This window comes from Pseudoxanthomonas mexicana (genome assembly GCF_046736355.1).
In the GTDB taxonomy this organism is placed as follows: Bacteria; Pseudomonadota; Gammaproteobacteria; order Xanthomonadales; family Xanthomonadaceae; genus Pseudoxanthomonas_A; species Pseudoxanthomonas_A mexicana_B.
The window spans coordinates 1703836-1717447 of record NZ_CP157201.1; the positions used below are offsets into that span (position 1 = coordinate 1703836).

The following is a 13612-nucleotide window of genomic DNA, read 5'->3' on the forward strand; positions in this document are numbered from 1 at the left end:
GCGGCCTTTGTTTCAATATCGACCCGGATATCGATTCTTTAACCGCTGTGTTCCGGTGCGACAGGGAATGCGGCCCTCAGAACTCCTGCCAGTCCTCCTTGCCGGCCAGTGCGGGTTCGGCGAGGACCTTGGGCGCGGCGGCGCGCACGACCGGCTTGACCGCCTTGAGCGCGGGTTTGCCGCTGTGCTTGTGCGTTGCTGCAGCCGGCGGCGTCCTGGCCTGCTCCGTTTCCAGCCGGAACACCGCCACGGTCTGCGCCAGCGCGGTGGCCTGTTCTTCCATGCTGCGCGCGGCGGCGGAGGCCTCCTCGACCAGGGCGGCGTTCTGCTGGGTGGTCTCGTCCATCTGGGCGATGGTCTGGTTGACCTGCTCGATGCCAGTGGATTGCTCCTGCGAGGCGGCGGAAATCTCGGCCATGATGTCGGTCACCCGCTGCACCGAAGCGACGATTTCGCCCATCGTGGTGCCGGCCTGGTTGACCAGCGCCGAACCGTCGGTGACGCGGCTCACCGAGTCGTCGATGAGCTGCTTGATTTCCTTGGCGGCGTTGGCGCTGCGCTGGGCCAGGGTACGCACTTCCGAGGCCACCACGGCAAAGCCGCGGCCCTGCTCGCCGGCCCTTGCGGCTTCCACCGCGGCGTTGAGCGCCAGGATGTTGGTCTGGAAGGCGATGCCGTCGATGACCGAGATGATGTCGGCAATCTTGCGCGAGGACTGTTCGATGTCGCGCATGGTGGTGACCACCTGGCCCACGACTTGGCCGCCCTGCGAGGCCACGCCGGCCGCGCCGATGGCGAGCTGGTTGGCCTGGCGGGCGGAGTCGGCGTTCTGGCGCACGGTGGAGGTCAGCTCCTCCATCGAGGCGGCGGTTTCTTCCAGGTTGGCGGCCTGCTGCTCGGTGCGGCGGGACAGGTCGTTGTTGCCCGACGCAATCTCACCGGCGGCGGTGTTGATGTGGCCGGAGGCCTGCTGGATGCGGCCGACGATGTCGGTCAGTTGCGCCACGGTGGCATTGGCGTCGTCGCGCATGCGGGCGAACACGCCGTGGAAGTCGCCTTGCATGCGCGTGGTCAGGTCGCCGCGGGCGATGGCTTGCAGCAGGGCGGAGATTTCGGCCAGGTTGCCGTCGGTGGTTTCCATCAGGTGGTTGAGGCCCTGGACCATCTCGCGGAAGTCATGCTGGTAGCGTTCGACGTCGCCGCGCTGGCTGAAGTCGCCTTGCGCCGCCGCGCCGGCCAGGCGCTTGATTTCGGCGTTGATGGCCATCAGGCTGGCCTTGACCGCGTCGATGGTGTTGGTCATCACGGCCTTCTCGCCCGGCAGGCGTTCGATATCCATCGACAGATCGCCCTGCGAGTAGCGCTTGATGATGTCGAGCGCGTAGAGGATGGCCGTCACGTGCGAGGCGACCAGGGCATTGGTGCCCTGGATCATGCGGCCGTATTCACCGGGGAAGGCCGACTCGTCCATGCGGTAGCTGACCATGCCTTCATCGTGCTGGCGGGCCATCTCGGCCTGCGCGGCGATGACCGCCTGCAACTGGGCCTGCATGCGGCCCATCGCCGACAGCAGCTGGCCCACCTCGTCCTGGCGGCCGGTGTCGATCCTGCCGTCCAGCTTGCCGGCCGACACGTCGTTGGCCACGCGCACGGCCTCGCCCAGCGGGCGGATCACCTGCGTGCGCAGCAACAGGAACAGGGCGGCGCAGAGCACCGCGGCCACCGCCAGGCCGACGCCGATGACCAGCAGCAGCAATTCGCGGGCCTGCTGCATCAGCAGTGTGCGCGGCACCGCCACGCCCAGCGCGAAACGCTCGCGGGTCTGGCCGACCTGCATCGGCGCGTAGCTTTCCACGTTGCCGTTGGCGTCGGACTGGAAATCGCTGAAGACCTCGCCCTTGGAGATGCCGGCGAGCATCTGCCGAGTGAGCGCGTCGTCGCGGGTCTTGCCGATGGCGGCGGCATCGTGCGAGGCCAGCACCGTGCCGGCCGGCGAGATCAGTTCGACATGGCCCCGGCCCATCGGGCTCAGTTTTGCCAGCCGTTCCTGCAGCGCCGACAGCGCGATGTCGACCGTCACCACGCCCAGGTATTCGCCGTTGTCCAGGATCGGCATCGACAGCGTGGTCATCAGGATTTTCCTGCCGCCGATCTCGTATTCGTACGGTTCGAGCAGCATCGGTTGCCTGGCCTCGCGCGGCTTCATGTACCAGTCGCCGTTGCCGGGAACCTCGTAGTCGCGCAGCGCCTCGGTCACCAGGGTGTCGCCGTCCCAGGCCCAGTAGCTCATGAAGCGGCCGGTCTCGTCGTGCGCCTCGGCGCCGACGTATTCCTCGTCCTTGCCGTCGAAGGCCTGCGGTTCCCACAGCGTGCTCACGCCGATCCATTCCGGATGCGCCTCGATCTGGCTGCGGACGAGCTGGGCGGCGTCCTCGCGGGTCAGTGTTCCCTGCCGGCGCTGCGCGAGCAGCACGCTGGCCAGCGTCCGCGCGGTGTCGTGGGCGCTGCCCAGTTCGGCGGAGATGCGTTCGGCCTCCAGCCGGGCGAGGTTCTCCATCGAGGCCTGCGAGGCCCCCAGTAGTGCGCTGCTGCTCTTCCAGTAACTGATGGCGGCGGTCAGGCCGAACGAGAACAGGGCGATGATCGCGGTGCCCAGCATCAGTCTCGTTGCGACGCTGCCTTGACGGGCCGGTTTGGCCGGAATCGTTGCGACGGTCATGGTGTACCTGACGAGTTGGGAAGGAAGGCGTGAGGCCGTACCTGTCCGTCATCGGTCGCAATCGCGGAAAACTTTAGCGAATGCCTTTGCCTTCAAGCGTGGGAATGCCGGCTCCTGCCATCCCGGCGAATACGGAGATCCCGTGTCCTTGCGCTTGCTTCAAGGTTTGTAAGTCGCCGCGTCCCCGCTTTCGCGGGGACGACGGGACAAGCATTTGAATCGAATGCTCAGAACTCCTGCCAGTTGCCGGCCTCGGTTACCGCCGGTTCGAGGCGTTCGGTCCTGATGGAGGCCGGTCGGGGCGCCCTGGCAACCGGCTTGGTGGCGCTCTTGCGCGCGGCGGGCCGCGTTGCCGGTGGAGTCTTGTCCTGCTGCGCCTCCAGCCTGAACACCGCCACGGTGTGCGCCAGCGCGGTGGCCTGTTCTTCCATCGAGCGCGCGGCGGCGGAGGCTTCCTCGACCAGTGCGGCGTTCTGCTGGGTGGTCTCGTCCATCTGGGCGATGGTCTGGTTGACCTGCTCGATGCCGGCGGACTGTTCCTGCGAGGCGGCGGAAATCTCGGCCATGATGTCGGTCACCCGCTGCACCGAAGCGACGATTTCGCCCATCGTGGTGCCGGCCTGGTTGACCAGGGTGGAACCTTCGGAAACCTTGCCCACCGAATCGGCGATGAGCTGCTTGATTTCCTTGGCGGCATTGGCGCTGCGCTGGGCCAGGGTGCGCACTTCCGAGGCGACCACGGCAAAGCCGCGGCCCTGCTCGCCGGCGCGGGCGGCTTCCACCGCCGCGTTCAAGGCCAGGATGTTGGTCTGGAAGGCGATGCCGTCGATGACCGAGATGATGTCGGCAATCTTGTGCGAGGACTGTTCGATGTCGCGCATGGTGGTGACCACCTGGCCCACCACCTGCCCGCCCTGCGAGGCGATCGACGCCGCGCCTACCGCCAACTGGTTGGCCTGTCGTGCGGAGTCGGCGTTCTGGCGCACGGTGGAGGTCAGCTCCTCCATCGAGGCGGCGGTTTCTTCCAGGTTGGCGGCTTGCTGCTCGGTGCGGCGCGACAGGTCGTTGTTGCCCGATGCAATCTCGCCGGCGGCGGTGTTGATATGGCCGGAGGCGTGCTGGATGCGGCCGACGATGTCGGTCAGTTGGGCGACGGTGGCGTTGGCGTCGTCGCGCATGCGGGCGAACACGCCGTGGAAGTCGCCCTCCATGCGCGCGGTTAGGTCGCCGGCCGAAATCGCGCCGAGCACGGCCGATACCTGCGCGACGCTGCCGGAAGTGGTCGCCAGCAGTTCGTTGATCTGCCGGGAAAGCATCAGCAGGAAGCCTTCCTGGTTGTGGGTATCGATGCGCCCGTCCAGGTCGCCGGCCATCGCCTGCTGGACGATGCGGGTGACTTCCTGCTCTATCTGTACCTCGGCGGTGCGATTGGCCCACTCGACCACGAAGCCGACGCGCTGGCCATCGGCATCGGTCACCGGGTTGATGATCAACTGCATGATCTGGCCACCGACGGTGATCTGCACGCGATGGGTGCTGCGCAACTGGTCCAGTACGCGGGTCTGGTGTTCCGGGTTGCGGTGGAAGATGTCGATGTTGCTGCCGATGAGGCTGGCGACGTTGAAGCTGGGCAGGTCGCGGCGCAGATCCTGCTCGACCCGCGAGAGCATCTCCATCAGCGGGCGGTTGCCGTAGATGATGTTGCGGTCGGCGTCGGCCATCATCACGTTGGAGGCGACGTTGTCCAGCGCCACGCGGATGCGCAGGTTCTCGTCGGCGGCCTTGCGGTCGCGTTCCATCCGTTCGCGCAGGTCCTGGCGCATGCGTTGCATGGCCTTGAGCAGCGCGCCGATCTCGTCGTTGCGATTGGTGTCGATATGGCCATCGAGCTTGCCGCCGGCGACCTCGTCGGCCACGCGCACGGCGGTGACGATCGGCCGCGAAACGGCCCGGGCGATCAGCACGCCCATCAGCACGGACAGCAGCGCGAGCACGACGATGCCGACGATCAGCGCGGCCACGCTGGCGCGGTAGGTCTGGTTGGATTCGGCGATTTCCGCGTCCAGGGTCTTGACGCTGTATTCGTTCAGCGCCTTCAGCGACTCGAACAGATCGCGCCGCTTGGGCCGTGACTGCTCGTCGGAAACCGCCTGCGCGGCGACCGGATCGCCGGCGGCCAGCGCCTGCTCGATCTGCCGGTGCGCGTCGAAGTAGGCGGCGAGCTTGCGCTTGACCTCGGCATACAGCTTCTTTTCTTCGGCGCTGTGCGGCAGCGCCTCGTAGAGCTTCTGCTGCCCGGCGACGATGACCTCGATCTTGGCCATGCGCTCGTCGTAGTCCTTGACCGCGTCCGGCTCGTCCAGGCGGGTGAGCTGGGCGATCTCGAAGGTTCGGTACTCGCCGAGCTGCGAGCGCACCTCGCCCATGTACTGCACCGCGGGCATGTCGCGGGTGCTGACGTCCTGCAGTTCGGCATTGATGGCGCCCAGGCGCAGCAGGGCGAAGGCGCCCAGGCCGATGGTCATCAGCGAGGTCAGGGCGAAGGCGACCGCCAGCTTGCGGGCGATGGACAGATCTTGCAGCCACTTCATAAGCGTCTCCAGGAATATCTGGCGACCCGGACAGGCGAAGTCGATTCGCCCGCCCCTCATGGTTGCCATTGCAAGTGGTTTAGCGGCGTTGCGCCGTGGCTCTTGACTACCGTTCGGCGGGAAAAGCCGGCAGGATGCGGCGGCGGTCTCAGAAATGCAGTTGCGCGCGCAGCTCGAACACCGAGGGATCCGCGGACAGGGCGCCGCGTCGCGCGTCGGTGCGGACGTAATTGGCCTGGAACCGGAAGTTCTGCGCCAGGTACCAGTTGGCGCCCAGCGTCCAGTTGTGCTCGCGTCCGCCGGCGATGCCGTCGCTGTCCAGATCGATGCGGCTGTAGCGCGCCAGCAGTTCCAGCGCGCCGTACTTGCCCCTTGGCTTGGGATTGCCGACGTTGCCGCCGCTGTAGCTACGCGATTCACCGGTGGCCATCCAGCTGGCGAACAGGTAGGCGCCATCGGCCGAGTAGGAGGACAGGCCGGCCTCGCGGGTGGTCTTCTGCCGCAGGTATTCGCCCTGCAGTGACCAGGGGCCGTGGATCCAAAGCGCTTCCAGGCCCATGCGGTCGATCCGGTCCACCCGGCCCAGCGTGCCGGAATCGACCAGGCGCACGTCGGTCAGCGCCGCTTCCGGCCTGGCCCGCCAGCGGGCGCTCGGGTGCACGGTGGCCCCCAGGCCGTTGACCTCGCTGTCGGGACGCTCGCGCGAGGCCGACACGCCCAGGTGCAGCACCTGGCTGGCCTGCTTGGCCGGGGTCCAGGCCAGGCGCGCGGCGGCGGTGTCGCCGGGATTGTTGCCCTGCAGATCCGATTCGAAGAACCAGCCCAGGTTGGCGATGTAGCGATCGCGCTCATACGCCCAGTCGATGCCGCTGCGGCGGTTCTGGTAGAAGGCCTGGGTGGGCAGGGCGCTTTCGATGAAGCTGCCGGCGCGGGTGGAGGTGTTGCCCTCGAAGCCCAGCGGCAGCTTCATGTGGCCCACGCGCAGCTTGCCCGCGTCGTGGCCGAACACGGCCCGGGTTTCCAGCCGCAGCGCCACGTCGCTCCAGGTCTTGGCCTGGAAATTGGACCGGCCAGAGTTCTGTAGACACTCAGTCGCCGCTCTGCGCGTAGCGCCTTTCAAACTCTACCGGTGACAGTCCGCCAGCGGAACCATGCCGGCGGATCGGGTTGTAGAACATCTCGATGTAGTCAAACACGTCCGATGCCGCCATGGCGCGTGTCGGGTAGATCCGCCGCTTGATCCGCTCCTTCTTCAAGACGCTGAAGAAACTCTCGGCCACGGCGTTGTCGTGGCAGTTCCCGCGTCGGCTCATGCTCGGCACCATCCGGTGCGCTTTCAGGAACGACTGCCAATCGCTGCTGGTGAACTGACAGCCCTGGTCGGAGTGCACCATCACGCCAGGACCGGGCTTGCGCCGCCAAGCCGCCGCCACCAGTGCCTGCAGCACCAGATCGCTGGTCATCGTCGAAGCGGTTGCCCAACCCACGATCTGGCGCGAATACAGGTCCATCACCGCCGCCAGGAACAGCCAGCCCTCGTAGGTCCGGATGTAGGTGATGTCCGTGACCCAGACCTTGTTCGGTGCCTGTGGCCCGAAGTCCCGGTTGAGCACGTTGGCCACCACGCCCGCCGGGCCGCCGCGATGACGCGGCTTGCGGCCATAGCCGACTTGGGCACGCAGACCTTCTGCCCTCATCAACCGCAAGACGCGGTGCCGACTGCATTGATCGCCGGCCTCGCGCAGGTCCAGGGTGATCTTGCGATAGCCATACACCGTGCCGCTGGCCAGCCAGTGGTGCTTGATCAGCCCCAGCAGACGCTGATCTTCGCGCTCACGAGCGCTGGCGCCATGGCGCAGCCAGGCGTAGTAGCCGCTGCGCTGCACGCCAAGCACCCGGCACATCGCCACCAAGCGGAACTCCCGGGCGTGCGCGCGCATGAACGCGTACTTCGCCCTTACCCCTTGGCAAAGTACGCGGCGGCTTTTTTTAGGATGTCGCGCTCCTCGGTCACCCGCCGCAGCTCAGCCTTGAGCCGTCGGATCTCGGCCGAGTCGCTCGGCGCAACCGTGGCTCCAGGGGCCGGTACCGTCTTCTTGGCCGCCTGCACCCAGCCATACAACGTGTGCTTGGGAATCCCGATCCGGGAGGCGACATCCACCACCGTGAAGCCACGCTCGATCACCTGCTTCACCGCTTCGGCACGGAACTCATCCGTGTACTGCTTGCTGTTGCCCATAAACACCTCGGTCATTGCCATGAATTATGGCAACCGGATGTCTACGAAAGGCTGGCCGGTCCAAATCGAAGGTGGCGCCGAAGTCGTACACGCCCTTGCGCTTCAGGCTCAGGCCCAGTTCCTGGCGGCGCCAGGCGTCATCGTCCTCCAGCGCCGCGTCGTTGTAGCCGCTGCCGTGGAAGTCGTTGAAGTCGTACTGCAGGTTGCCGGTCAGGGCCAGTTCGGTGCCGCGGCCGAAGCTGATCTTCGGCGGCCAGGCGCTGACGTCGGTGGCCTGGACCACCGCGGGCGTCGCCAGCAGGGCCAGGGCCAGGATGGAGGAGGTTGCCTTCATGGGAATGCCTGCGAGGATAGGGCGAACGCCGCCCCGCGGCCAGGACGGCCGAGCTCCGACGCCGGGATTGGGATCAGGCGGCCTGGGGCACCCGCAGCGAGCGCACCAGCCCGCCGACGTCGACAATCAGCGCCACCCGGCCATCGCCGAGGATGGTGGCGCCGGAGATGCCGTCGACGCGGCGGTAGTTGTTCTCCAGGTTCTTGACCACGACCTGCTGCTGGCCGAGCAGCTCGTCCACTTCCAGCGCCAGCTTCTGGCCGTCGCCCTCGACCACCACCACCAGCGGATCCTGCGCGGTGGGCTGGCCATAGCGGTAGTACTCGTTGAGCGAGACCATCGGCAGGTATTCGCCGCGCACGCGCAGCACCTTGCCGTCGCCGACCATGCTGCGCACGTCCTCGGCCTGCGGCTGCAGCGCCTCGATGACGTAGGACAGCGGCAGGATCAGGGTTTCCTCGCCGACCGCCACGGTCATGCCGTCGAGGATGGCCAGGGTCAGCGGCAGCCGGATGACCACGCGGGTGCCGTGGCCGGGGCTGCTTTCCAGCTGCACTTCGCCGCCCAGCGCCTGGATGTTGCGGCGGACCACGTCCATGCCCACGCCGCGGCCGGACAGGTCGGTGACCGCGTCGGCGGTGGAGAAGCCGGGCTGGAAGATCAGGTCCCAGATCTGCCCGTCGCTGGGGTTGTCGGGGACCACCACGCCGCGCTCGGCGGCCTTGGCCAGGATCTTGTCGCGGTTGAGGCCGCGGCCATCGTCGCTGACCTCGATGACGATGTGCCCGCCCTGGTGCGAGGCGGTCAGGGTGATCGTGCCGGTCTCGTCCTTGCCGGCGGCCTTGCGCTCGGCCGGCAGTTCCAGCCCGTGGTCGATCGAATTGCGCACCAGGTGGACCAGCGGATCGGCGATCTTCTCGATCAGGCCCTTGTCCAGCTCGGTGCTCTCGCCGATCGTGCGCAGGCGCACCGACTTGCCCAAGCGGGTGGACAGGTCGCGGACCAGGCGCGGGAAGCGGCGGAACACCGCATCGACCGGCAGCATGCGCACGCCGATCACCGCTTCCTGCAGGTCGCGGGTGTTGCGCTCCAGCAGGTCCAGGCCGGCGAACAGGCGCTCGCACTGCGCCGGATCCAGCACCCCGGAGACCTGCTTGAGCATGGCCTGGGTGATGACCAGTTCGCCGACCAGGTTGATCAGGCCGTCGATCTTGTCGACGCTGACGCGGATCGAGCTTTCGGCCGAATCGCCGCCGTTGCCGGCGGCGGGCGCGGCGGCGGGCGTGCTGGGCGTCGCCGTTGCCGGCGTCGCCGCGGCGCCCGGGGCCTTGGCGGGGGATGCGGTCTTGGCGGTGGGCGCGGCCCCGGCGGCCAGCGCCGGCTTGGCCTTCTTCGCCTTGGGCTTGGCCGCCGGCAGGATCGGCGAGATCTCCAGTTCGCAGTCGTCCACCACCCAGGCGAACGCCTCGTCCACCGCGCTGCGCGGCACCGTGCCCATCAGGCCCAGGTCCCAGGCCAGGTAGGCTTCCAGCGGGTCGAGCTGGGCGAAGCCGGGCAGGCGCTCCATCTTGCACGCCACTTCCAGCGGGCCGAGGTGCTCGAGCTCGCGCAGGATGCGCAGCGGGTCGTTGCCGCTCATGAACAGCGACGGCGCCGGGGTGAAGCCGATCTTCCAGCCGGCCGGCTCGTCCTGCGCTTCCTCGGCCTGGGCGACCGCCGCCGGGGCGGGTGCGTCCTGGCCGGTGAGCACGGCGTTCAGCCGCGCCTGCACCGCCTGCGAGGCGTGCGGATCGGCCGGCTGGCCGGTCTCGGCCTCGGCCAGCAGCGCGCGCAGCACGTCCACCGAGGCCAGCATCGCATCGACCGCCGGGCCGGTGACCGGGCGCTTGCCGGCGCGCAGTTCGTCCAGCAGCGTTTCCAGCACGTGGGTCAGCGCGGCGACCGCGTCGAAGCCGAAGGTGGCCGCGCCGCCCTTGATCGAATGCGCGGCGCGGAAGATCGAGTTGATCAGCTCCGAATCGCGGTTGCCCTGCTCCAGTTGCAGCAAACCCGATTCCATCGCTTCCAGGCCTTCGCGGCTTTCCTCGAAGAAGGTGGCGTGGAAGCGCTGCATGTCCATGTTCATCGGGGTGCAACCTGTGGCGAAAGGGGAATAAGGAGGCGGGAGAGGGGGATCAGCCCAGCACTTTCTGCACGGTGGCCACGAGCTGCTCGGGATTGAACGGCTTGACCAGCCAGCCGGTCGCGCCGGCGGCCTTGCCCTCGGCCTTCTTGTCCGCGGCCGACTCGGTGGTCAGCATCAGCATCGGGGTGAACTTGTAGTCCGGCAGGCCGCGCAGCGCGCGGATCAGGGAGATGCCGTCCATGTTGGGCATGTTGACGTCGGTCACCACGGCGTTGAACCGCTGGCCCTGGGCGCGGCCCAGCGCGACCTGCCCGTCCTCGGCCTCGTCGACCGAGAAGCCGGCCGAGGTGAGGGCGAAGGACACCATCTGGCGCATCGAGGCCGAGTCGTCCACCACCAGAATTCGTGCGCTCATGCGGCGTTCTCCACTGCTTGTTTGTTGTTGGAATCTTTGTCGGGACCCGGGAACCCGAGCTGGACCGACACGCCGAGCAGCCTGGCGGCGTCGCGCAGGGCGGGGCTGATGTCGGAAAAACCGGTCTGGCGGCCGGCCTGCCGGCGTTCGCGCACGAACGTGCAGAGCACCTGCACGCTGGCCGTGTGCACGCGCTGCACGGCGCCGGCGTCGAGCATCAGCGGTTCGCTCCGCGCCAGGTGCGCGGACAGCTGTTGCTTGAGGTCGGTGGCGGCCTCGATGCCGAGGTCGTCACCCAGGGGCACTGCGCTCATCATCTCTCCGGAAGGTCGGTTCGCATCAGGTATCGGCATGCCGATCTAGCTCTTGAGCGGGATGTGTGAATGTGTGATGGGGTGTGCAGAAGCAGGGATCAGGGGCCAGAGACCAGAGACTAGAGACTAGAGGTTAGGGGTTAGGGACTAGATGCTGGGGAACCACTTGTCGTAGCCGAAGGACGACGAACCTTACGCACCATGAAGCCGCTCCTGGTCCCTGATCCCTGGCCCCTGGCCCCTGGCCCCTGGCCCCTGGCCTCTGCCCTTCTCACTTCAACAACTGCGACGCATCCAGCAGGATCACCGTCTGCTGGCCGATCCGCGCCACTCCGCGGAACAGGTTGTTGGTGATGCGGGTGGCGCGGGTGTTCTCGGGCGCTTCGATCTGCTGGTCGGTCAGGTTGGTCACGTCCTCGACCGCGGTCACCTGCAGGCCCAGCACTTCGCCGCCTTCCTCCAGCACGACGATGCGGGTGCACGGCGCCATCGCGGTGGGCGCGCGGTCCAGGTACAGGCCCAGGTCCACGACCGGCACCACCTGGCCACGCAGGTTCATCACCCCAAGCATGTGGCGGGCGCCGCCGCGCAGCGGCAGCAGCGTGGCCGGCAGCACCACTTCCTGCACCTTGAGCAGTTCCAGCGCGTAGTGCTGGTCGTCGCAGCGCATCCGCAGCCAGCGCGAGGTGCGCTCGGTGGCGCGGCGGTGGTGGCCGAGGTCGTCGCGCTGCTGCAGCAGCGCGGTCGGGATGCGGAAATGCGGGGCGGCCGGCGCGGCGAATGCCGGGCGCGGCTCCAGGGCGGGCGGCGGCTCGCCGCGTGCCGGTGCCGGCGCCGGCGCGACGGGCCGGATCGGCGACACGACGCGGGGCGCAGGCGGTGCCGGCGCCGGGGCGGCGGGCAAGGGGGAGGGAGCGGGTGTGTTCATCGGCGGGGCTGCGGTTTCGACGGCGTCCGCCAGCGCTTCCGCGGCGGCGTCATCGGGGCGGGGGGCGGCTTGCACGCTGGCCGCCGCCGGCATTCCGCCCGGTGTGGAGGGAGGCGCAGCCGGCGCTGGCGCGGCCGGCGTCTCCAGCAGCGACATCAGGTAGTCGTCGAGGACGGGCTGGGCGTTCATGCGGCCTCCGTCCTTGCCAGCACCGCCGCCTCGGTGGCGAGGATCCATTCCAGCGCGCGGCGGTAGGCGGACAGGCCGCGGCCGGGATACTGCTCGGCCGGCGCGGTGCTGGTCAGCGCGGCGACGTTGCACAGGCGCGTGTCGGTGGGGATGGCGTCGTCCCACACGCGCGGGCCGTGCTGGCGCTGCATCTCGCGCAGCGTCTCGGCGCCGGTGCGGGTGCGGCGGTCGTACATGGTCGGCAGCACCGACACCGGCAGCGGGCGGCGGCGCGAGCGCTCGATCATGTCGGCGGTGCGGCACATGCCTTCCAGCCCGTGCAGCGCCAGCGGCTCGGTCTGGGTGGGGATGATCAGGTGATCGGCGGCGGCCAGCGCATTGACCATCAGCAGGCCCAGCGTCGGCGGGCAGTCGAACAGCACGTAGTCATAGCCGTCGCCGCAGCGCGCCAGCGCGTTGCTCAGCGCCAGGCCCAGGCCGGGCTGGGTCGCGCTGCGGCGCTCCAGCGTGGCCAGCGCGGTCTGCGCGGCGACGTGCTGCAACCCGGGGATGCCGGTGTCGCGCGCCAGGCTGGCCAGTTCCGCCGGTGGCTCGTTGAACAGTTCGAGCACGCCGGCCGGCGCCGGTTCGGGCGGCACGCCGAAGGCGCGGGTGAGCGAGGCGTGCGGATCCAGATCGACCAGCAGCACGCGCGCGCCGCGCATGGCCAGGCCGCGGCCCAGCGCGAGCGTGGTGGTGGTCTTGCCGACCCCGCCTTTCTGGTTGGCAATGGCCCAGACGCGCATCAGTTGACTCCTTGGTGGGCATCGGCCCGCGGCTCGTTCGCGACGGCCGGGAACGGCGCCGACGCCTGCGGGACGGGGGGAAGGACGATGTCCGGCGTGGCCAGCACGGGCTTGGCCGGTTCGGGGGAAGGGGCGGCGCCGGTGGCTTCGTCGGCGAGGATGATCAGCAGCACGCGGCGGTTGGCGTTGCGTCCCTCGGCGGTGGTGTTGTCGGCCACCGGGCGGTATTCGCCGTAGCCGATCATCGCCAGCCGATCCGGCGGGATGCCGTCGCGGATGAACAGGTGCACGACGCTGGCCGCGCGCGCCGCCGACAGCTCCCAGTTGGACGGGAACTGGTAGGTGTTGATCGGGCGATCGTCGGTATAGCCTTCCACCCGCACCGAGTTGGGCACCTGGCCCAGCACCCCGGCCAGGGTCGCCACGGTCTGCTGCGCGGCCGGGCTCAGCGCGGCCGAGCCGGGGGCGAACAGGATGTCGCTGTTGATCTTCACTTCCAGCCACAGGTCGTGGCGGGCGACGACCACCAGTTCCTCGTCGATCAGCGGCTTCAGCGCCTGCTCCAGATCGCCGGCGATCGATTCGAGCTGGCGCTGCGCCTCCTGCATGCCCTGCGATTCCATCGACAGGTTCATCTGCGAGGCCATCGCCGCCAGCAGGGTGACGTTGGGCGCGGGCGAGGGCGCGGACGGGCCGATCCTGGCACCCGACTTCATCGGCGAGGGGCGGTCGAAATCGGCGCCCTGCAACTGGTGGTTGCCGACCTGCACCGGGCTGATCGTGCGCGGCGCGCCGCCGAACGCGGCGGTCAGCGCGTCGGCCACCACCCGGTACTTGCCCTCGTTGACGGTCGAGATCGCGTACATGACGACGAAGAACGCCAGCAGCAGCGTCATCAGATCGGCATAGGGGATGGCCCATGCCTCGTGGTTGGCGTGTTCCTCGTGGGATTTCCTGCGCGCCATGTCCGCAT

General features: G+C 68.5%; 11 protein-coding genes. All 11 read right to left on the bottom strand.

Going from position 1 to position 13612, the window contains the following annotated elements:
* Window positions 1–76 precede the first annotated feature (76 nt).
* The 11 genes from AAG688_RS07875 to motD all read right to left on the bottom strand — a co-directional run bounded on the left by AAG688_RS07875 (window position 77) and on the right by motD (window position 13604).
* Complete coding sequence (locus AAG688_RS07875) at window positions 77–2659, bottom strand: methyl-accepting chemotaxis protein (RefSeq protein WP_411834785.1); 2583 nt, start codon at window positions 2657–2659, stop codon at window positions 77–79.
* A gap of 287 nt (window positions 2660–2946) precedes the next feature.
* Window positions 2947–5310, bottom strand: a complete 2364-nt coding sequence (locus tag AAG688_RS07880; protein WP_411834786.1) for a methyl-accepting chemotaxis protein — start codon at window positions 5308–5310, stop codon at window positions 2947–2949.
* Between the two features lie 148 nt (window positions 5311–5458).
* On the bottom strand, window positions 5459–6346 hold the full coding sequence (locus tag AAG688_RS07885; RefSeq protein ID WP_411834787.1) for an OprO/OprP family phosphate-selective porin: 888 nt from the start codon (window positions 6344–6346) through the stop codon (window positions 5459–5461).
* Window positions 6347–6398: 52 nt separating this feature from the next.
* Window positions 6399–7549, bottom strand: a protein-coding gene (locus AAG688_RS07890; RefSeq protein ID WP_411834961.1) for an IS3 family transposase whose coding sequence is annotated in 2 segments (ribosomal slippage) — window positions 6399–7303 and window positions 7303–7549 — 1152 coding nt in all. Because the reading frame shifts where the segments join, the coding sequence is not laid out codon by codon here.
* Window positions 7521–7883: a hypothetical protein gene (locus AAG688_RS07895; RefSeq protein ID WP_411834788.1), complete on the bottom strand. Its 363-nt coding sequence runs from the start codon at window positions 7881–7883 to the stop codon at window positions 7521–7523. Before AAG688_RS07895 ends, AAG688_RS07890 begins: the two co-directional genes overlap by 29 nt.
* Window positions 7884–7956: 73 nt before the next feature.
* A complete protein-coding gene (locus tag AAG688_RS07900; protein WP_411834789.1) occupies window positions 7957–10008 on the bottom strand; it encodes a chemotaxis protein CheA in 2052 nt (683 codons plus the stop codon).
* A gap of 49 nt (window positions 10009–10057) precedes the next feature.
* The gene (locus AAG688_RS07905; RefSeq protein ID WP_411834790.1) at window positions 10058–10423 is read right to left on the bottom strand and encodes a response regulator; all 366 of its coding nucleotides are present in this window, start codon (window positions 10421–10423) and stop codon (window positions 10058–10060) included.
* The gene (locus AAG688_RS07910; protein WP_411834791.1) at window positions 10420–10737 is read right to left on the bottom strand and encodes an STAS domain-containing protein; all 318 of its coding nucleotides are present in this window, start codon (window positions 10735–10737) and stop codon (window positions 10420–10422) included. Before AAG688_RS07910 ends, AAG688_RS07905 begins: the two co-directional genes overlap by 4 nt.
* Window positions 10738–11008: 271 nt before the next feature.
* Entirely contained in the window at window positions 11009–11854 is an 846-nt protein-coding gene (locus tag AAG688_RS07915; RefSeq protein ID WP_411834792.1) for a chemotaxis protein CheW, read from the bottom strand.
* Window positions 11851–12639 carry a ParA family protein gene (locus AAG688_RS07920; protein ID WP_411834793.1) on the bottom strand — a complete coding sequence of 263 codons (789 nt, stop codon included), beginning with the start codon at window positions 12637–12639 and terminating at the stop codon, window positions 11851–11853. The genes AAG688_RS07915 and AAG688_RS07920 overlap by 4 nt, the downstream gene beginning before the upstream one ends.
* Window positions 12639–13604 (bottom strand): flagellar motor protein MotD, encoded by a 966-nt coding sequence (gene motD, locus AAG688_RS07925; RefSeq protein ID WP_411834794.1) that lies wholly within the window; start codon window positions 13602–13604, stop codon window positions 12639–12641. The genes AAG688_RS07920 and motD overlap by 1 nt, the downstream gene beginning before the upstream one ends.
* Between the last annotated feature and the right edge of the window lie 8 nt (window positions 13605–13612).

Bases quoted from the DNA above. Each gene is read 5' to 3' on its own strand.
- AAG688_RS07875 (WP_411834785.1), bottom strand. From the start codon at position 2,659: ATGCTGGGCACCGCGATCATCGCCCTGTTCTCGTTCGGCCTGACCGCC.
- AAG688_RS07880 (WP_411834786.1), bottom strand. From the start codon at position 5,310: ATGAAGTGGCTGCAAGATCTGTCCATCGCCCGCAAGCTGGCGGTCGCC.
- AAG688_RS07895 (WP_411834788.1), bottom strand. From the start codon at position 7,883: ATGAAGGCAACCTCCTCCATCCTGGCCCTGGCCCTGCTGGCGACGCCC.
- AAG688_RS07900 (WP_411834789.1), bottom strand. From the start codon at position 10,008: ATGAACATGGACATGCAGCGCTTCCACGCCACCTTCTTCGAGGAAAGC.
- AAG688_RS07905 (WP_411834790.1), bottom strand. From the start codon at position 10,423: ATGAGCGCACGAATTCTGGTGGTGGACGACTCGGCCTCGATGCGCCAG.
- AAG688_RS07910 (WP_411834791.1), bottom strand. From the start codon at position 10,737: ATGAGCGCAGTGCCCCTGGGTGACGACCTCGGCATCGAGGCCGCCACC.
- AAG688_RS07915 (WP_411834792.1), bottom strand. From the start codon at position 11,854: ATGAACGCCCAGCCCGTCCTCGACGACTACCTGATGTCGCTGCTGGAG.
- AAG688_RS07920 (WP_411834793.1), bottom strand. From the start codon at position 12,639: ATGCGCGTCTGGGCCATTGCCAACCAGAAAGGCGGGGTCGGCAAGACC.
- motD (WP_411834794.1), bottom strand. From the start codon at position 13,604: ATGGCGCGCAGGAAATCCCACGAGGAACACGCCAACCACGAGGCATGG.